A 17,772-nucleotide genomic window follows, 5' to 3' on the forward strand; every position below is an offset into this window, starting at 1 on the left:
CGGCGCCCTGGCGGCGACGACCTGGCCGGAGCGCGAACGGCACCTCGTCGCGGCCTACGAGTACGTCGCGGGGCTGCACAACGCGCTCGGCCTCATCTCACGACCGCCGTACGGAAGGCGACCATGTCCTCCACTTCTCCCGCGCTCGCCGTCGAGGGCATCGGCAAGCGCTTCTCCGGCGTCACCGCCCTCGATGACGTCTCGCTGGAGTTCCGCTCCGGCGAGGTGCTCGCGCTGATGGGCGAGAACGGCGCCGGGAAGTCGACGCTGCTGCGCGTCCTCTCCGGCGACCAGGGCCCCGACGACGGCCGGCTCCTCCTCGACGGCACCGAGGTCACCTTCGACACCCCGCGCGCCGCGATGGCCGCCGGGGTGCGCGTGATCTACCAGGAACCCGAGATCATCCCGCACGTTTCGGTCGCGGAGAACGTCTTCGTCGGCGAGCTCCCCGCCAGGGCGCGGGTGTTCAACCGCCGCACGCTCATGAAGGCCACGCAGGACGCGCTCGCCGAGTACGGCTTCGAAGGCGTCCTCAACCCGGCGACGCTCGGCGTCGCGCTGTCGGCCGCCCAGCGGCAGATCGTCGAGATCCTCCGAGTGCTCACCGCGGCCGACCCGCCGAAGGTGATCGCGTTCGACGAGCCGACGTCGTCGCTGTCCGAACACGAGGTCGAGGCGCTGTTCCGGCTGATCGGGCGGCTGCGCGACAGCGGCGTCGCGGTCGTCTACGTCTCGCACCGGATGAAGGAGATCTTCCAGCTCGCGGACCGCGTCGCCGTGCTGCGCGACGGGAAGCTCGTCGGCGTCCAGCAGGTCGCGGAGACCGACGAACCCGGCCTCGTCCGGATGATGATCGGGCGCGACCTGTCCGCGCTCGAGCGTCGCGTCACGCAGGACACCGGCGAAGTCGTGCTGAAGCTCGACGACGTCACCACCGACGACGTCACCGGCATCTCGCTGCAGGTCCGCGCGGGCGAGGTCGTCTGCCTGGCCGGGCTGGTCGGCGCCGGACGCTCCGAGCTGGCCCGCGCGATCGTCGGCGACCTGCCGATCCGGTCGGGCACCGTCGAGCTCGACGGCAAGCGGCTGCGCGCGCACAACCCGGGCGACGCGGTCAAAGCCGGCATCGGCTTCGCGCCCGAAGAGCGCAAGACGGACGCGTTGCTCATGCAGCGGTCCGTCCGCGACAACATCTCCATCTCGGTGCTGGACCGCCTTCGCCGCTTCCGCGTCGTGAAGCGCGCGAAGGAGCGCGCACTCGTCGAGGAGTACATCAGCGAGCTCCGCGTGCGGACGCCGTCGATGGAGCAGGAAGTCCGCAAGCTGTCCGGCGGCAACCAGCAGAAGGCCGTGCTCGCGCGCTGGCTCGCGCGGCGGCCGAAGCTGCTTATCCTCGACGAGCCGACCCGCGGTGTCGACGTCGGCGCGAAGGCCGAGATCTACCGGATCATCGACGGCCTCGCCGCCGAAGGCATCGCCCTGCTGGTCATCTCCTCCGACCTGCCCGAGGTGCTGACGCTCGCCGACCGCATCCTCGTGATGCGCGCCGGGCACCTCGCCGGCCAGCTCAGCCGCGACGAGGCGACCGAGGAAGCCGTGCTGACCCTCGCCATCCCCGAAACCGAACCAGCCGTGGAAGAAGCCCAGGAGATCGGCGCATGAGTACCCCCACCAAGGAAACGTCGGCACCCGCTGCGCCGCCCCAGCCGTCGGCCGCGCGCCGGGTGCTGACCGGCATCGGCGTGCAGAACTCCAGCCTGATCATCACCCTGATCGCGCTGATCGTCCTGCTCAGCATCCTGAACGACAACTTCCTGCGCACCAACAACCTGCTGCTGATCGGCAGCGCGATCACCATCATGGGGCTGCTGGCCCTGGTGCAGACCCTGGTGATCATCCTGGGCGCGCTGGACATCTCGGTCGGCTCGATGGCCGGGCTCGCCTCGGTCATCTCGGCGATGGTGTTCACCTCGACCGGCAGCGCCGGGGTTGGCATCCTCGCCGCGGTCGGCGTCGGGATCCTCTGCGGCCTGATCAACGGCATGATCATCATCTTTGGCCGGGTGAACCCGGTGGTCGCGACCCTGGCCATGCTCGCCACCTACAAGGGTGTCGCGCAGGTGATCTCGAACGGCAAGTCGCAGGGGTACACCGGCGGCGACGACCTGTTCATCTTCCTGGCCAAGGGCGCGATCGCGGGCCTGCCGTCGCTGGTGTGGGTGTTCCTGATCGTCGCGGCGCTGCTGCACTTCCTGCTCAAGTACACCGACATCGGCCGCAACGTCTACGCCATCGGCGGCAACGACACGGCCGCGCGGCTGGCCGGCATCAACATCAACCGGTACATCATCGGCGTGTACGCGCTGGCCGGCGTGGTCGCGGCGGTCGCGGGTGTGCTGATCACCGCGCGCACCGGCTCCGGCCAGCCGGTCTCCGGGTCCGAGGGTCTGGAACTGCAGGCCGTCACCGGCGCCGCGCTCGGCGGCACGATGCTCAAGGGCGGCCGCGGGTCGATCATCTCCACCGTGCTCGCGGTGATCATCCTGGGCGTGCTCGACAACGGCATGTCCGGGCTGGGCATCAACCCGTTCTGGCAGAACGTCGCCCACGGCGCCCTGCTCGTGATCGCGGTCGTGCTGCAGCAGCTGCGCAGCGGAGAGCGCCGCGTCGGCCTGCCCGAGTAGCGCGGGCGCCCCGGCGATGAGCGCTCCCCGCACCTTGCACGCCCGCATCGTCGACGAACTGGGCAGGCTCATCGTCGAAGGAGTCCTCGGGGACGGGCAGCCGCTCGTCCCCGAGGAGCTCGGCCGGCGGTTCTCCGCGTCCCGGACCGTGGTCCGCGAGGCGCTGCGCGTGCTGGAGTCCAAGGGCATGGTCACCGCCCGCCCGCGGGTCGGCACGTGGACGCTGCCGCCCGACGCGTGGGACGCGATCGACCCGGACGTCATCGCCTGGCGCGTCAACGGGCCCGACGGCCGCGAGCACCTGCGCGAGCTGCTGGAGCTGCGGCTGATGATCGAGCCGCAGGCGGCGCGGATGGCCGCGCAGCACCGGCGTCCCGACGAGCTTTCGGCGATGGCCGCGGCCTACGAGCTGATGGCGGACGCCGTCGAGCGTTCCGACACCGCGGCGTTCCGGGAGGCCGACTCCCGGTTCCACGCGGCGCTGATCCGCGCGTCCGGGAACGCGTTGATCGCGCAGCTGCAGGTACCCGTGGTGGCGGCGCTGACCGCGCACGGCGAGCCGATGGAGCTGCCGGAGGGCAACACGCTCGTCGCGCACTCCCGCGTGCTGACGCTGGTGCTGGCGAAGAACGCCGACGGGGCCGAAACGGCGTCCCGCCGGTTGCTGGGAACCGTTGCGCCGTACCGCTCACCGGCACCTTGACACGTCCACCGGGAACCCTGAACACTCGCTGCGACCGACCCGCCGCCATGACGTGCTGAGGAGGACGCTTCCATGCGTTTCCCGGGAATTCGTGGCTTTGGCGTGCTCGCGGCCGCGGCGGTGGCGGGCGGGCTGTGCACGGCGCCGGTGGCTTCGGCCGCGGCTGCCGAATGCGCTGTCTCCGACCAGATGGTCGCCGCGGGCAACTACTGGGTGACCAACGGGACGAACCTGGCCGCCCCGGACTGGCAGAACGCGACGTTCCACGTCGGCAACCTCGCGCTGGTCCGGACCACCGGCCAGTCGAACCACAAAACGCTGCCGTGGGCGGAGGCGAACGGCTACCAGCTGCCGTCCGACCCGAAGCGCCCGTTCTTCCCCGACAACCAGGCCGCCGGCGAGGCGTACCTGGACCTGTACACGTACTTCCACCCGGAGATCCCGCTCGACTCGATCCGCACCCGGATCAAGGACGAGGTCGCGTCCGTGCAGGCCGGGCACCGCGATTACTGGAACTACGTCGACGCGCTGAACATGGCGATGCCGTCGTTCGCCCGGATGAGCGTGATCGACCACGATCCGTCCTATTTGGACGCCATGGACAAGCTGTTCCGGTCGTCGGAACACAAGCTGTACAACGAGTTCACGGGTCTGTGGTACCGCGATTCACGCTTTACCGGCTCGGGCGTGTTCTGGTCCCGCGGCAACGGCTGGGCGTTTTCCGCGTTGACGAAGGTGCTGCAGGTCCTGCCGTCCACCGACCCGCGGCGGCCGGAGTACCTGCGGGTGTACAAGAAGATGGCTTCGACGTTGGCGCTGGCGCAGCGTCGTGACGGCTTCTGGAACTCGGACCTGCTGAACCCGTGGGACCACGGCGGCCCGGAGACGAGCGGCACGGCGTTCTTCACGTTCGGCATCGGCTGGGGCATCTCGGCGGGCATCCTTCCCGCATCGCGGTTCCGCCCGGTGGTCGACAAGGCGTGGACGGCATTGTCGACGAAGGCGTTGCAGACGGACGGCAAGGTCGGCTACGTCCAGCCGGTCGGCGACCGCCCGGCAACGGCCAAGGTCTCCGACACCGCGGCCTACGGCGTGGGCGCGTTCCTCCTGGCAGGCCAGGAAGTGGCCAAGCTCCAGGGTTGCTCGGCCGAGTAGGACCCAAGCGCCCCAATGTGGCCTTCGGTGCGTTCAACGCACCGAAGGGCCCCTTGGGTGCGTTGAACGCAACCAAGGCCACATTGGGGCGCTTCACTTCAGACAGTCGGCGGGGTCGCCGCGCGTGAGGGCCGGGTCGGTCTGGGGGAACGTGCGAGCCGCGCCCGGGCCCGAAGTGCGGTGCTCGAAGCGGACCGTCACGCGGCCGTGGCCTGCCCCCTGGACCCAGCCCGTGCCGAACTCCTCGTGGACCACGTCATCGCCCTGGCGCCACTCGGAAGGTGGCGCCACCGGCGCCGGCGCGGAAGAAACCACCGTCGACGCCGGGGCCGCCGAAGGGGCCGCCAGGCTGAACAGCGCGTCCTGGTGGGGCACCGACAGCCCGCTGTAGGCCACCCCGGCCAGCCGGATGCCGCCGAACTCCGCCGGGTCGAGCAGCAGCCGTTCCGCCACCGCTGACAGCTCCGCCAAGTCGTCCGTCGGGGCGGAGATCGTCTCCGAGCGGGTCACCGTGTGCATGTCGGTGTGCCGCAGCTTGATCACCACCGTGCGGGCCACGCGCTCGGCCTTGACCAGCCGCTTGTGCGCCCCCACCGCGATGCGCCGGACCTCCGCCCGCAACGAGGCCAGGTCCTTGATGTCCGTGTCGAACGTCGTTTCCGCGCTGACCTGCTTCGTCTCGCCGCGGTCGGCCACCGGGCGGTCGTCGAAGCCGGTCGCGAGCCGGCGCAGGTCGCGGCCGACCACGCCGCCCAGCGTGGCCGCCGCGTCCTGTTCGGACAGGGCCGCCAGCTGCCCGAGCGTCTGGACGCCGATGAACCGCAGCTTCCCCTCGGCCACCGGCCCGATCCCCCACAGCGCGCGCACCGGCAGCGGCGCGAGGAACTCGCGTTCGGTGCCCTGCGGCACGACGAGCAGGCCGTCCGGCTTGGCTTCGTCCGAGGCGATCTTGGCGATCTGCTTGCCGTTGCCCGCGCCGATCGACGCCACCAAGCCCGTCTCCGCGCGGATGCGAGCCCGCAGGGAGGCGCAAAAAGAAGTCACCTCTTCGACCGACGCGCCCGCCAACGCCGGTGGTTCGGCGAAGGCCTCGTCGAGGGAGATCTTCTCCAGCAGCGGAGCCACCGACGTGACGACGGCGAACACCTCCTGGCTGAGCCGCTCGTACACGCGGAACCGCGGCGGCACGATCACGCCGTTCGCCGGGAGCAGCCGCCGGGCCTGCGCCATCGGCATCGCCGACTTGATGCCGAAGGCCCGCGACTCGTAGCTCGCGCCCGCGACGACGCCGCGTGGCCCGGTGCCGCCGACGAGCACCGGGCGCCCGGCCAGCGTCGGGCGGGTGAGCTGCTCGGCCGACGCGTAGAAGGCGTCCAGGTCGAGGTGGATCACCCAGCGGGCCACGTCAGTCCCCGCCGGTGGCGTCCAGCAGCTGGTGCAGCGCCTGGGTGTAGCTCTCGAACGCCGCGCGCCCGGCCGCGGTCAGCCGGACCAGCGTGACCGGCGTACGGTGCTCGTACGCCTTGGTGATCTCGACGTACTCGGCGTCCTCGAGCTTGCGCAGGTGCGTCGAAAGGTTGCCGGCGGTCATGTCCAGGAGCTGCTGCAGCCGAGGGAAGGTGATCTGGTCGCCGGTGTGCAGCCCGGCGAGCGCGACCGTGACCCGCAGCCGCGCCTGGGCGTGGATGACCGGGTCGAGCTGCGGCAGTTCGCTCATCGGCGGCCGGACTTCTCGCGCACGAAGTACACGATCGCGCCCAGCAAGAACCCGCCGCCGCCGCAGACCGCCAGGACCAGGAAGTTGGCCGGGAACCCGACCAGCACGCTGAGCCCGGCGGAGACGATCATCCACGCGCCGAGCCCGTACATCAGCTTGTCCTGCCAGAGCATGCCGCCCGCGAGGTACTGGACACCGGTGAGCAGCAGCCACGTGCCCGACCACAGCAGGGACACCTGGTCGGAGGTCAGCGTGCCGAACTGCGTGATCCGGATGTCGATGACGCTCAGCCCGATCGAGGAGAGCGCCCAGCTGTAGCCGTACATCGCGCCGACCGTCTTGGACGGGCCGCGGATCCCCCGCCCGGCCCGGGCGCTGACGTAGCCGGTGTAGGCCATCGCCGCGACGAACAGCACCGCCACGACCACACCACCGACCCAGCCGGGAATGCCCTCGGTCTGCGTCGCGAAGTACGTGAAGCCCCAGCCGACGATCCAGGCGAGGGCCCACGCCGCGAGCATGCGCGCGGGGCCCCCGCCCAGTTCCCGGCGGGTCCGCCGGTTCTGCTGGGCGATCAGGTTCAGCGACTCCTCCGCCGACAACGGTTCGTCGTCCACCTGTCTCACCCTCCGCCCGCGCAGACCCCTCAGTACCGCACGGAAGTTAACACGCATTCACAGCCGCGCCGTGTCCAGCCGGAACCGGCGCACCACGACCAGTGCCGGGACGACCAGCCAGCCCGCGAGCACGAGCACCGCGAGACCCAGCCCGCCGGCGTGGGCCAGCGGTTCGAGCCCGAGCCGGCCGAGCCAGTACGTCGGGAAGAAGTGCGCCAGCGTCGCCATCCAGTCCGGGAGGACGTAGAGCGGGATCCACAGGCCGCCGAGCATGCCCAGCGGCATCATCAGCGCGCCGGTGACGGCGCCGACGGTGTCCCCCTTGCCGAACAGGCCGATGGCCAGGCCCAGCACGGCGAACGGGAGCACGCCGACCCACAGCGACACCAGCACCAGACCCCACTGGGCGGCGGTCATCTGCACCCCGACGGCGAGGCCCGCCAGGAACACCACGACGAGCACCGGCAGCGCGACCGCCATCGCCGAGATGACCTTGACGACGAGGTAGCCGGGGCCGCGCATCGGCGTCAGGCGCAGCTGCCGCTGCCAGCCGTCGGTGCGCTCCTGCGCCACGCGGGTGCCGGTGAACAGCGCGCCGCCGCTGGCGCCGTACGCGGCGAGGTTGATCATGGTCTGGACGTCGGCGGGCAGTCCGTTCGGCGCAATGAGCTTGCCGAAGATCGACCCGAACAGCAGGAACATGGCCACCGGCATGCCGATGGTGAAGATCGTGAACTGGGGACTGCGGACGATCCGCTTGATCTCCAGGCTCAGGTAGGTCGTGTTCACGCCGCTGCCCCTTCGGTCTCGTCGGCGGTGAGCGCCAGGAAGGCCTCTTCGAGGCCCAGCGCGGTGATTTCGATGTCGGCGGCCCGCGGGTACTTCGCGAGCAACGCGCGGATGGCGGCGTCGGAGTCGGCGCAAGCGAGCTCGGCGCGACCGGCGCGCAGCTGCACCGTCGTGACGCCCGGCAGGTCCGCCAGGTCGGTTTCGGTGGCGTCCGGCACGACGGCCTTGAGCACCCGCCCGGACACGGCGGCCCGGACCTCGGCGACCGGGCCGTCGGCGACGACGCCGCCGTGGCGCATCAGCACGACGCGGTCGGCGTAGTCCTCGGCCTCGGCGAGGTAGTGCGTCGCGAACAGCACGGTCCGGCCGGTGGCGGCGAACTCGCGGATGGCGCCCCAGAAGGCGCGCCTGCCGTCGACGTCCATCGCGGCGGTGGGCTCGTCGAGCACCAGCAGCTGCGGATCGCCGGCCAGCGCGAGGGCGAACCGGACGCGCTGCCGTTCGCCGCCGGAGAGCTTGCCGCAACGGCGCTTCACGAGGTTCTGGAGCCCGGCCCGGGCAATCACCTCGTCCGCGGGCAGCGGCTTGGCGTGCGTCGAGACGACCAGGCCGACGATCTCGCCGACGGTGACGTCCGGCAGCAGGGCGCCGTTCTGCATCATGGCGCCGACGAGCCCCCGGTCGACGGCCTCGCGCGGGGTGCCCCCGGCGACGGTGACCTCCCCCGCGTCGGGCTTGGTCAGCCCGAGCAGCATGTCGACGGTGGTCGACTTGCCCGCGCCGTTCGGCCCGAGCAGCGCGACGATCTGGCCCTGCGCGACCTCGACGGACACCCCGTCGACGGCGGTGACCCGGCCGAACCGTTTGGTCAGCCCGTGGAGCGCGAACGCCGGTCCCCCAGTCATGGCGCTCTCCTCTCGTTCGTGGACTTTGCGGTGCAAAGTCGCTACGAACTTTGTAACACAAACTCCGCGTAGATTCAAAGCCCACGGTGGTGGAGAGTGCCGGGAGTCCGGCGCGGAAGTCTTGAATGAGTCATTCAGGGCGCAGGAGGTCCTGAATGACTCATTCAAGACGTGGGGCCCGCCGGGAAGCCCCCGAACCGCGGTCGGCGCGTCTCACCGCACCCAATGTGGCGTTCGGTGCGTCCCACGCACCCAATGTGGCGTTCGGTGCGTCCCACGCACCCAACGCCACATTGGGGCGCATGAGGTGACCACGCGAAACGGGGTGCCGGGCTCAGTGCCCGACACCCCGTCCGTCACGGGTTTCCGCAGGTCAGCCGGTGAACCGCCCGGCGACCAACCCCTGAGTAGCACCCAGATCAGCCTTCGCCGCGGTCGGCGCCGGGGGCGTCGGCTGGGGCAGCGGCGCGCACTCGACGTCGGCCGTGCGGCCCGGCTTGCGGGCCGGGAGCGCGCCCGTCGCCAGGTAGTCCGCGATCTTGTTGTCCACGCACGCGTTGCCGCGCGGGGTGATCGCGTGGCTCGTGCCGCCGGGCTCCGAGATCAGCGACGCGCCCGGGAAGCGGCTGCGGACCTCGAGGCTGCCCGGGAACGGCGTCGCCGCGTCGAGCGTCTCGTCGATCATCAGGACGCTCTTGACCCCGCCACCGTCGATCTTGGTCGGAAGCCCCGATGACACGGGCCAGTACAGGCACGGGGCGTTGAACCAGGCGTTCTGCCAGGTGAAGTACGGCGCCTTGGTGAACGTCTTCCAGTTGTCGATCTTCCACTGGTTCCAGCTCTGCGGCCACTGGACGTCGGAGCACTGGACGGCCAGGTAGACCGCGTAGCCGTTGTCGTCGCCGCGGCCGCCGAACGCCTCGAACAGCGACTTCCAGTTCTGCCAGTCGCCCTGGTTGACGAACCGCGAAAGCGCGTCGCCCAGGAGCGTCCACCGGAGCTGGTAGTACGAGGCCTGCTGGATGACGTCGAGGATCTCGTCCGGGCCGATCACGCCGCCCGCGGGGTTGAACTGCGCTTTGAGCAGCTGCTCGTTGACCACGCGCTGCACCGCGGACTGGGTCTTGCCGAGGTGGTAGACGTCGTCGTGCTGGGCGAGCCAGCCGAACCAGATGAGGATGTTCTTGTCGAAGGCGACGTCCTGGTTGAGGTTGTCGCCGTACCAGACGCCGCGGGGGTCGACGGTCGAGTCGAGCACCATCCGGCGCACGTTCTGCGGGAACAGCGAGCCGTACACCTGGCCGAGGTAGGTGCCGTAGGAGTAGCCGTAGAAGTTCAGCTGCTTCTGGCCGAGCGCCTTGCGGATGGAGTCCATGTCCTTGACCGTGTCGGTCGTCTTCATGTTCTCCAGCAGGGCTTTGGAGTTGTTCTTCGCGCAGTCCTCGGCGTAGCCCTTGGCGCGGTTCAGCCAGGTCTTCTCCAGCTGCGGGGTGAACGGCACGTACTGCGGCCGGTTGTAGTCCATGTAGTTCGGGTCGCAGCTCAGCGCGGGCTTGCTGGAACCGACGCCGCGCGGGTCGAAGCCGATCCAGTCGTAGGCGTCGCCGGCGTGGTTGGGCACCCGCGGACCGCGCGTCGCCAGCAGCAGGCCGGAGCCGCCGGGGCCGCCCGGGTTGGTCAGCATGACGCCCTGGTACTGCGCGTCCGCGACCTTGTGCTTGACGCGGCTGACAGCGAGCTGGACCTGCTCGCCGCGGGGCTTCGAGTAGTCGAGCGGCACCCCCAGGTACCCGCATTCGGCGCCGGCGGCGACGAGCGTCGGGTCGGTGCAGGCCCCCCAGGCGATCGACGCCTGGCTCGCGGGCGCGGCGGTCGCGGCCGGGGCGGCCACGAGCGCGGACGCCACCGCGGCGGCGGCCACAGTGGCGAAAAGGGCACGTCTCACTGTTTTCTCCCTTTCGGCTTCAGCTTCGAGCGGCTGAACCCTAGCCCCGCGCACGTCCACCGGGGACGGCAAACGGGTGGCCGGGCGCGAATGCCCTACGAAAGGCGGAAATCGGACCGGCGGTCCAGTCCTCTTTGGACGACGGTGCCTCGGCGGCCCTCAGCCCCGGACCACCTCGTAGGTGAGGTGCGTCGCCCGCGGTGACTCCGTCACCGACCGCTGGACCAGCGCCGTCCGGCCGACCAGCTCGAACAACCGCGTCCCGCCGCCCAGCACCAGCGGGGAGAGGTGGATGCGCAGCTCGTCGACCAGTCCCTCCGCCAGGCTCTGGTCGACGACGTTCGCGCCGCCCATGACCACCACGTCCTTGTCACCCGCGGCCGCCCGGGCCTGGTCGATCGCGGCCGCCACCCCGTCGGTCACGAACCGGAAGCGGGACGTGAGCCGCACCCGGGCGGGCTTCGCGTGGGTGACGACGAAGCACGGCGGCGCCACCGACTGGTCCTGGTCGTACCCGTAGCCGACGCCGTCGTCCCAGCCGTGCGGGCCGTCCACCACGTCGAACAGCCGGCGGCCCAGCACCACCGCGCCGGTCTGCTCGAAGCTGCGGCTCAGCACCTCGTCGTCGATCGCGGACCGCGGCTCCTCCAGCACCCACGCGTGGATCGCCTCGCCGTCGACGCCGAGGCCGTGCGCCTCGTCCGCGCCGGGGGCGGTGACGTATCCGTCGAGCGACATCGAGATGTCGGCGATCACCTTGCTCATGGTGGTTCCCTCCGAGGTCCGTTGACCGTGTCGTCAACGCGTCGGACGGGAGACCGCCATTTCGACAGCGCTAGCCGTGCCGCCGGACGAACGCCTCGATCAGCTGCTGCCGCTCGGCGGACGTCGCCCGCTCCAGCTCGACGGTGTCCCCGTCGACCGTCACCTTGATCCGGTGCTTGCCCGCCTGGCGGCCGAGCCAGTCCTTCAGCGTCTCGACCAGGCCGGGGAACACGCCGCCGGCCGCGCTGAACGCCACCATCAGCGAACCGACCGTCACCGGGTCCGCCGCCTTAGCGCCGTCCGGGGCCTCGCCCGGCACCGCCCGCAGGTCGACGTCGAGCTCGCCCAGCTCCGCCCGCAGGCGACGGGCGAGCCGGTCGAGCTCCTCGGCGTCGGCGTCCGCCGCTTCGATGCGAAGCACCGCCCGCCGCGTGTCCGATTTGGTCATGCGCGCCATGGTGCGCTCCGGAACGAGCGTGGACAAGGCCCCGATCAGGCACGGATCTCGTTGAGGTAGTTGTAGATCGTGTAGCGCGTGACGTCGAGGCGGCCGGCCAGGTGGTCGACCGCGTCCTTGATGAGGAAATAACCGGCTTCGTCGAGCTCCCGGACCACCGCCGCCTTGTGCCGCTTCTTCATGAGGTCCACCGGGATCCCGGCCTTGGTCACCGCGCGGTCGACGAGGAACCGTTGCAGGCTGTCGACGTCCGGTGGGAAAGTCTCCGGCTCGCCGTTGCCGCCCGCCGAAGCCGACGCGTCGACGCTGTTGACGCACAGGCAGCCGACCGCGACCCCGTCGGCGTCGCGCAGGAACAGCGTGGACGACCGGATCGCGCGGCCGTCCGGGCCGTGCGTGCGGTAGTTCGTCAGGTCCTGGGTCGTGCCGCGGCGGACCAGGCCGAGCAGCAGGTCGGTCATCGGGCCGCCGACGTTGCGGCCGGTCAGGTCGCCCGCGATGGCGACGATCGAGTCCGGCAGCCGGGTCAGGTCGTGCAGCAGGACCTCGTTGCCCGGCCCGAGCATCGCCGCGAGGCCCGGGATCGCCGGCACCAGCGCGGTCAGCACCTCGTGCGTCGTCGCGCCCGCGGCCGGGACGAGCAGCGGTTCACGGGGCTTGGTCAGCGTCTCCAACGCTTCGCGGAGCAAATCCGCGGCGGCCGCCGGCGTCGACGCGTGCGGCGAAAGCCGGACGTGCTCCGGACGCACGGTCGCCGCGATCCCCGCGGTGGCCAGCGCCGCGCCGACCTGCTCGGCGGGGTGGCCGGGCAGGGTGAACGCCAGGATCCCCGCACGCCGCTCGGTCGCCGACACGACCTCGGCGCCGCACGACGCGAGCACCTCCTCGAAGGACCCGATCCGGTCGGCGATCCGCGCCGCGATGGCACCGACGCCGGCGTCCTCGACCAGCTCCAGGGCCTCGGCGAACGCGCCGGACGTGATCGGGCTGAGGTTGGAGATCGACCAGGCCTGGGCGGTGGCGTCCGGCGGGTGGATCTCGTCGTCGAACAGGCCGGGGTCACGCGCGCCGGTCCAGCCCGACAGCACGGGGTCCATCCGTTCCAAGGCCCGGTCCGACAGCACCGCGAAGCCGGTTCCCCAGCCCGCGCGCAGCCACTTCTGCCCGCCGACGACCAGGACGTCGGCGACCTCCCACGGCTCCTCGACCACGCCGAAGCCCTGGATGCCGTCGACGACCAGCAGCCGGTCGCCGACGACGTCGCGCAGGCCCGCGAGGTCGGCGCGGAAGCCGGTGCGGAAGTCGACGGCGCTGACGCTGACCGTCGTGATCTCCGGCGTCAACGCCTCGGCGACCCTCTCAGGCGTCACGTAACCGCCGGTCAGGCGACGCACGCGCAGCCGTCCGGCCTGTTCGGCGCGCGCCCACGGGTAGGTGTTGGCGGGGAACTCCGCGGCCGACACCAGGACGTCACCGCTGCTGTGGAAGGCGGCCTGGAACAACCCGAGGCTGGTGTTGGGCAGCAGGACCGTGTGGTCGGTGTCCGAGCCGGACAGCCGCGCGGCGGCCGCCTTGGCCCGGATCTCCTGCCGCATCAATTCGTCCACAGTGGACGGACCGGCCGTCGTGGCCTGGTCGAGCAGCGCGGCCGTCGTGTCGAGCACCGCGTGCGACGGCGGCCCGAACCGGGCGAAGTCGAGGTAGCCGGCGGGCTCGTCGAACTGGAGCAGGTACCGGGGCGAAATCCGCGTCACGCGAGGATCCTCGCCAGGAACTGCCGGGTCCGCTCGTGCTTCGGCGCGCTCAGCACCTCGGACGGCGGCCCGGTTTCCACGACGACGCCGTCGGCCAGGAACACCACCTCGTCGGCGGCCTCCGCGGCGAAGCTCATCTCGTGCGTCACGACGACCATCGTCATCCCCTCCCCCGCCAACGTACTCATCACTTCGAGCACCTCCCCGACCAGCTCCGGGTCCAGCGCCGACGTCGGCTCGTCGAACAGCATCAACTTCGGTTTCATCGCCAGCGACCGCGCGATCGCGACGCGCTGCTGCTGCCCGCCGGACAGCTGCGCCGGGTAGGCGTCACCGCGGTGCGCGAGGCCGACGCGGTCGAGCAGTTCCAGGCCCTGCTTGCGCGCCTCGTCGGCTTTGAGGCCGAGTACCCGGATCGGGCCTTCGACGACGTTCTCCAGCGCCGTCCGGTGCGCGAACAGGTTGAACCGCTGGAACACCATGCCGATGTCCCGGCGCTGACGGGCGACGTCGCGTTCGCGCAGCTCGTACAGCTTCCCGCCGCGTTGGCGGAAGCCGATCGCCTCGCCGTCGACCCAGATCTGGCCGGCGTCGACGGTCTCCAGGTGGTTGATGCAGCGCAGGAACGTGCTCTTCCCGGCCCCGGACGGCCCGAGCAGGCAGACGACCTGTCCCTTGTGGACTTCGAGGTCGATGCCGCCGAGGACTTCGGAGTGGCCGTAGGACTTCCGGACGCCGACCGCGCGCAACAACGGCTCAGACACGGGCACTCCTCACCAGCGGCACGCCGCGCAACGCCTTGCCGGCGCGGGACAGCGGCCCGCGGTCGGCTTGCCCGAACGAGCGTTCCAGGTAGTGCTGGCCGACCCCGGCGACGGTCACCACGACCATGTACCAGACGGCCGCGGCCAGCAGCGTCTCCATGACCAGCAGGTTGTTCGACGAAATGTTGTTGGCCGCGTGGATCAGCTCGGTCACGCCGATCACCGACGCCATCGACGTGCCCTTGAGCATGTTGATGAAGTCGTTGCCGGTCGGCGGGATGATCACGCGCATGGCCTGCGGCAGCACGACCCGGCGCAGCGTCGCGGCCGGCGTCATGCCGATCGACTTGGCCGCCTCGGTCTGCCCGCTGTCGACGCTGTTCAGCCCGGCGCGGACGATCTCGGCCATGTACGCGCTTTCGTTGAGCGCCAGGCCGAGGAACGCGGCGGTGAACGCGCTGATCAGCACGTTCGTCTGCTCGTGGACCAGGAACGGGATGTCGATCACCGGGAAGACGAGCGCCAGGTTGTACCAAAGGAGGATCTGCAGCAGCACCGGCAGGCCGCGGAAGATCCAGATGTAACCGGCGGCGAACCACCGGGCGACCGGGTTGGCGCTGCGGCGCAGCAGGGCGATGACGATGCCCAGCACGATCGCGACGGCCTGCGACAGCACGGCCAGCACGACGGTGTTGAGCAGGCCGGTCGCCATCACTTTGAAGAAGACGAAGTCCGGGACCTGGCTCCACTCGATCTGCGCGTTGCCGAGGGCGATGCCCAGCAGCACGAGCAGGGCCAGGATGATCGCGGCGGCGACCCAGCGACCCCAGTGCCTCAACCGGACGATCGGGAGCGGTTCAGCTTCCGCCATTGACCGCGGCCTCCTTGATCGCGCCCTGCTCGACGCCCCAGGCCTGCAGGATCTTGCCGTAGGTGCCGTCGGTGATCAGCGCCTGCAGCGCCTTCTGCACGGATTCCGTGAGCGGCTTGTTCTGCTTGTTGACGCCGATGCCGTACGGCCCGCCCTCGATCGGCTCGCCCGGGACGACCTCGAAGAACTTGCCGTCCCCGGCGGTTCGCGAGATGTAGACGGCGCTGGGCAGGTCGTTGAGGATCGCGGCGACGCGGCCGGTGCGCAGCTGGTTCTGGTTCTGGTTGTCGCTGTCGGTCGCGGTGACGTTCAGCGCGGGCTTGCCGGCCTGCGTGCACTTCGTGCTCTGCGCTTCGGCGAACTTCTGGTGGCTGGTGCCCTGCACGACGGCGACGCTCTTGCCGCAGAGCGTGTCCGGTCCGGTGATGCCGTCCGGGTTGCCCTTGCGGATCATGATCGTGATGCCCGAGGTGAAGTAGTCGACGAAGTCGATCTGCGCCTGGCGGGCCTTGGTGTCGTTCATGCCGGCCATGGTCAGGTCGATGCGGCCGGACTGGAGGCTGGTGATCAGCGAGCCGAACGCCATGTCCTGGTGGGTCACGGTGACGCCGAGCTTGGCGGCGATGGCCTTGGCGAGGTCGACCTCGTAGCCGATCGGGGTCTTGCCGTCGGCGGCGTAGAAGTTGTTGGGCGCGGACTGCAGGTTCGACGCCAGGTGCAGCACGCCCGCCTGCTTGACGTTCGCCGGCAAAGCCGCGTTGAGCTGGGCGTCCTTCTGCACGCCCTGGACGATCGCCGCGGTGTCCGGGATGCCGGACGCGGGCGCGCCGGGGGCCTGCGACGTCCCGCCCGCGCCGTCCGGACCACCACCGCAGGCCGTCACCAGGACGGCCAAGCTCGCGAGCAGCACTGCCTGTGCGGCACGACAACGGGACATAACGGACCTCCACTGTTCGGCTGGCCGGAACGGTACAACTCGTTGTTGAAGAGGTCAACTGCCTGTTGAAATCTGGTTCGGTGCTAGCTTGCGCGGATGAGCCTGCGGATCGGCATCCTCGGGGCGGCTCGCATCGCCCCCGCTGCCCTGGTCAAGCCCGCTTCTTCGAACTCTTCCGTCTCCGTGACGGCGGTCGCCGCACGCTCCCTCGATCGCGCGCAAACGTTTGCGACCCGGCACGGCATCCCTTCCGCACATGGGTCGTATGAAGCGCTTTTGGCGGATCCGGACATCGACGCCGTGTACAACCCACTCCCGAACGGCCTCCACGGCCGGTGGACGCGGGCGGCACTGGAAGCGGGCAAGCACGTGCTGTGCGAGAAACCGTTCACGGCCAACGCGGCGGAGGCGCGGGAGATCGCCGGCTTGGCCGCCGAGTCCGGCCGCGTCGTGATGGAGGCGTTCCACTACCGCTACCACCCGCTGGCGCTGCGAGTGGAGGAGATTGTCGCGTCCGGCGAGCTGGGCACGCTGGAGCGCGTCGAGACAGCGTTGTGCTTCCCGCTGCCGAAGTTCTCGGACATCCGCTACGACTACGCCCTGGCGGGCGGCGCGACGATGGACGCGGGTTGCTACGCGGTCCACATGGCCCGGACCTTCGGAGGCGGCGAGACGCCGTCGGTCGTCTCGGCGGCTGCGAAGCTGCGTTCTCCCGGTGTCGATCGGGCGATGACGGCGGAACTGCGGTACCCGTCGGGCCACACCGGCCGGATCGAGTGTTCGATGTGGTCGTCGTCGGTACTGAAGATCAGTGCGAAGGTGATCGGGTCGAAGGGCTCGCTCAGCGTCTTCAACCCGCTGATGCCGCAGGCGTACCACCGGTTCTCCGTGCGGACTTCCGGTTCCCGCCGGACGGAGAAGTTTCCTCGCCGGGCTTCGTATGCGTACCAACTGGACGCGTTCGCGGCGGCGGTCCTGCGAGGCGAACCGGTGAAGACCTCGGCGGCCGACGCGGTCGAGACGATGACCGTGATCGACGAGATCTACCGCGCGGCCGGCCTCCCCCTTCGCGAACCCGGCTGAAGGCCGTCGCCTGAGCCGAGCTGAGCCCGGACCTCGGCGAGGGCGAAGCCGAGCAGGTTGAGTCCCCGCCAGGCTCGAGGCTTCTCGGCCCGCGGGTCGTCCGCCGACATGCCGATCCCCCACACCCGATCGACCGGGCTCGCCTCGACCAGCACCCGCGCGCCGGTCCCCACCAGGTACCGCCGCAGCGAGGGGTGCTGGGCGAACTTCGCCGCACTCCCCTCGGTCACGATGGCGTACCGGTGCGCCACCCAGGTTTCCTCGTCGAACCCGCGGACCCGGCGGCCGAAGTCCTTGGCCTGCTTCGGGTGCACCGCGGTCAGCACCTGCGCGGCCACCTCTTCGTCGCCGAAGAGACGGGCCTTGCGCCACATCATGTAGTGCTCGGCGGTGGCGAAGCGCACGTCGCCGACCACGAACGGCGCCGGCCACCACTGGCTGAAGCACCCGGCGCCGACTCCGCCGCCGCGGGGCGGGCGGTGGCCCCAGAAGCAGACGTACTTGAACCGCTTCCCCGCGTCGAGGGCGCGGGTCAGCTCCTCGACACTGCGCGGGTGACCGGTCATGCCGCCAGTCTCACCCCCCAGGCAGTCGTCCCGCACCCGAATTCCGGGCGCGGGACGACC

18 protein-coding genes are annotated in these 17,772 nt (G+C 70.5%); 5 read left to right on the forward strand and 13 right to left on the reverse strand.

What is annotated here, in order from left to right; all coding sequences use genetic code 11:
- Positions 1-123: 123 nt before the first annotated feature.
- From AB0M59_RS37990 to AB0M59_RS38005, 4 genes are all read left to right on the forward strand, one after another.
- Complete coding sequence (locus tag AB0M59_RS37990) at positions 124-1,662, forward strand: sugar ABC transporter ATP-binding protein (protein WP_364625101.1); 1,539 nt, start codon at positions 124-126, stop codon at positions 1,660-1,662.
- A complete protein-coding gene (locus AB0M59_RS37995; protein WP_364625103.1) occupies positions 1,659-2,684 on the forward strand; it encodes an ABC transporter permease in 1,026 nt (341 codons plus the stop codon). Before AB0M59_RS37990 ends, AB0M59_RS37995 begins: the two co-directional genes overlap by 4 nt.
- Before the next feature lie 16 nt (positions 2,685-2,700).
- Positions 2,701-3,387 carry an FCD domain-containing protein gene (locus AB0M59_RS38000; RefSeq protein WP_364625105.1) on the forward strand — a complete coding sequence of 229 codons (687 nt, stop codon included), beginning with the start codon at positions 2,701-2,703 and terminating at the stop codon, positions 3,385-3,387.
- 72 nt (positions 3,388-3,459) lie between these two features.
- Positions 3,460-4,542 (forward strand): glycoside hydrolase family 88 protein, encoded by a 1,083-nt coding sequence (locus AB0M59_RS38005; RefSeq protein ID WP_364625107.1) that lies wholly within the window; start codon positions 3,460-3,462, stop codon positions 4,540-4,542.
- A 93-nt stretch (positions 4,543-4,635) separates the two neighbouring features.
- Here the strand turns inward: AB0M59_RS38005 and AB0M59_RS38010 are convergent, their stop codons facing one another.
- The 12 genes from AB0M59_RS38010 to AB0M59_RS38065 all read right to left on the reverse strand — a co-directional run bounded on the left by AB0M59_RS38010 (position 4,636) and on the right by AB0M59_RS38065 (position 16,063).
- Positions 4,636-5,946, reverse strand: coding sequence for a DNA polymerase IV (locus tag AB0M59_RS38010; protein WP_364625109.1), 1,311 nt, complete (start codon positions 5,944-5,946; stop codon positions 4,636-4,638).
- Between the two features lies 1 nt (position 5,947).
- The gene (locus tag AB0M59_RS38015) at positions 5,948-6,259 is read right to left on the reverse strand and encodes a transcriptional regulator (protein ID WP_364625111.1); all 312 of its coding nucleotides are present in this window, start codon (positions 6,257-6,259) and stop codon (positions 5,948-5,950) included.
- The gene (locus AB0M59_RS38020; RefSeq protein ID WP_364625113.1) at positions 6,256-6,876 is read right to left on the reverse strand and encodes a hypothetical protein; all 621 of its coding nucleotides are present in this window, start codon (positions 6,874-6,876) and stop codon (positions 6,256-6,258) included. The genes AB0M59_RS38015 and AB0M59_RS38020 overlap by 4 nt, the downstream gene beginning before the upstream one ends.
- 57 nt (positions 6,877-6,933) lie before the next feature.
- Positions 6,934-7,665: an ABC transporter permease gene (locus AB0M59_RS38025; protein WP_364625115.1), complete on the reverse strand. Its 732-nt coding sequence runs from the start codon at positions 7,663-7,665 to the stop codon at positions 6,934-6,936.
- Positions 7,662-8,570 (reverse strand): ABC transporter ATP-binding protein, encoded by a 909-nt coding sequence (locus AB0M59_RS38030; protein ID WP_364625117.1) that lies wholly within the window; start codon positions 8,568-8,570, stop codon positions 7,662-7,664. Before AB0M59_RS38030 ends, AB0M59_RS38025 begins: the two co-directional genes overlap by 4 nt.
- 373 nt (positions 8,571-8,943) lie before the next feature.
- Entirely contained in the window at positions 8,944-10,515 is a 1,572-nt protein-coding gene (locus AB0M59_RS38035; protein ID WP_364625119.1) for an alpha/beta hydrolase, read from the reverse strand.
- Positions 10,516-10,674: 159 nt separating this feature from the next.
- A complete protein-coding gene (locus AB0M59_RS38040) occupies positions 10,675-11,280 on the reverse strand; it encodes a dihydrofolate reductase family protein (RefSeq protein WP_364625121.1) in 606 nt (201 codons plus the stop codon).
- A 70-nt stretch (positions 11,281-11,350) separates the two neighbouring features.
- A complete protein-coding gene (locus AB0M59_RS38045; protein WP_364625123.1) occupies positions 11,351-11,728 on the reverse strand; it encodes a hypothetical protein in 378 nt (125 codons plus the stop codon).
- A gap of 44 nt (positions 11,729-11,772) precedes the next feature.
- A complete protein-coding gene (locus AB0M59_RS38050) occupies positions 11,773-13,491 on the reverse strand; it encodes an aminotransferase class V-fold PLP-dependent enzyme (protein WP_364625125.1) in 1,719 nt (572 codons plus the stop codon).
- Positions 13,488-14,255: an amino acid ABC transporter ATP-binding protein gene (locus tag AB0M59_RS38055; protein ID WP_364625127.1), complete on the reverse strand. Its 768-nt coding sequence runs from the start codon at positions 14,253-14,255 to the stop codon at positions 13,488-13,490. Before AB0M59_RS38055 ends, AB0M59_RS38050 begins: the two co-directional genes overlap by 4 nt.
- Positions 14,248-15,126 carry an amino acid ABC transporter permease gene (locus AB0M59_RS38060; protein ID WP_364625129.1) on the reverse strand — a complete coding sequence of 293 codons (879 nt, stop codon included), beginning with the start codon at positions 15,124-15,126 and terminating at the stop codon, positions 14,248-14,250. Before AB0M59_RS38060 ends, AB0M59_RS38055 begins: the two co-directional genes overlap by 8 nt.
- The gene (locus AB0M59_RS38065; protein WP_364625131.1) at positions 15,113-16,063 is read right to left on the reverse strand and encodes an ABC transporter substrate-binding protein; all 951 of its coding nucleotides are present in this window, start codon (positions 16,061-16,063) and stop codon (positions 15,113-15,115) included. The genes AB0M59_RS38060 and AB0M59_RS38065 overlap by 14 nt, the downstream gene beginning before the upstream one ends.
- Before the next feature lie 96 nt (positions 16,064-16,159).
- Here AB0M59_RS38065 and AB0M59_RS38070 point away from each other — a divergent pair, with 96 nt between their 5' ends.
- The gene (locus AB0M59_RS38070; RefSeq protein ID WP_364625133.1) at positions 16,160-17,146 is read left to right on the forward strand and encodes a Gfo/Idh/MocA family oxidoreductase; all 987 of its coding nucleotides are present in this window, start codon (positions 16,160-16,162) and stop codon (positions 17,144-17,146) included.
- Here the strand turns inward: AB0M59_RS38070 and AB0M59_RS38075 are convergent.
- Complete coding sequence (locus AB0M59_RS38075; RefSeq protein ID WP_364625135.1) at positions 17,107-17,712, reverse strand: NADAR family protein; 606 nt, start codon at positions 17,710-17,712, stop codon at positions 17,107-17,109. The two genes, AB0M59_RS38070 and AB0M59_RS38075, sit on opposite strands and share 40 nt — an antisense overlap.
- Positions 17,713-17,772 lie beyond the last annotated feature (60 nt).

Source organism: Amycolatopsis sp. NPDC051371, assembly GCF_040682155.1.
Classification (GTDB): Bacteria; Actinomycetota; Actinomycetes; order Mycobacteriales; family Pseudonocardiaceae; genus Amycolatopsis.

What these genes read in the sequence shown, in the direction of transcription:
- AB0M59_RS38040 (WP_364625121.1), bottom strand. Translation starts at nt 11,280, where the DNA reads ATGAGCAAGGTGATCGCCGACATCTCGATGTCGCTCGACGGATACGTC.
- AB0M59_RS37995 (WP_364625103.1), top strand. Translation starts at nt 1,659, where the DNA reads ATGAGTACCCCCACCAAGGAAACGTCGGCACCCGCTGCGCCGCCCCAG.
- AB0M59_RS38060 (WP_364625129.1), bottom strand. Translation starts at nt 15,126, where the DNA reads ATGGCGGAAGCTGAACCGCTCCCGATCGTCCGGTTGAGGCACTGGGGT.
- AB0M59_RS38075 (WP_364625135.1), bottom strand. Translation starts at nt 17,712, where the DNA reads ATGACCGGTCACCCGCGCAGTGTCGAGGAGCTGACCCGCGCCCTCGAC.
- AB0M59_RS38045 (WP_364625123.1), bottom strand. Translation starts at nt 11,728, where the DNA reads ATGACCAAATCGGACACGCGGCGGGCGGTGCTTCGCATCGAAGCGGCG.
- AB0M59_RS38030 (WP_364625117.1), bottom strand. Translation starts at nt 8,570, where the DNA reads ATGACTGGGGGACCGGCGTTCGCGCTCCACGGGCTGACCAAACGGTTC.
- AB0M59_RS38065 (WP_364625131.1), bottom strand. Translation starts at nt 16,063, where the DNA reads ATGTCCCGTTGTCGTGCCGCACAGGCAGTGCTGCTCGCGAGCTTGGCC.
- AB0M59_RS37990 (WP_364625101.1), top strand. Translation starts at nt 124, where the DNA reads ATGTCCTCCACTTCTCCCGCGCTCGCCGTCGAGGGCATCGGCAAGCGC.
- AB0M59_RS38015 (WP_364625111.1), bottom strand. Translation starts at nt 6,259, where the DNA reads ATGAGCGAACTGCCGCAGCTCGACCCGGTCATCCACGCCCAGGCGCGG.
- AB0M59_RS38005 (WP_364625107.1), top strand. Translation starts at nt 3,460, where the DNA reads ATGCGTTTCCCGGGAATTCGTGGCTTTGGCGTGCTCGCGGCCGCGGCG.
- AB0M59_RS38000 (WP_364625105.1), top strand. Translation starts at nt 2,701, where the DNA reads ATGAGCGCTCCCCGCACCTTGCACGCCCGCATCGTCGACGAACTGGGC.
- AB0M59_RS38070 (WP_364625133.1), top strand. Translation starts at nt 16,160, where the DNA reads ATGAGCCTGCGGATCGGCATCCTCGGGGCGGCTCGCATCGCCCCCGCT.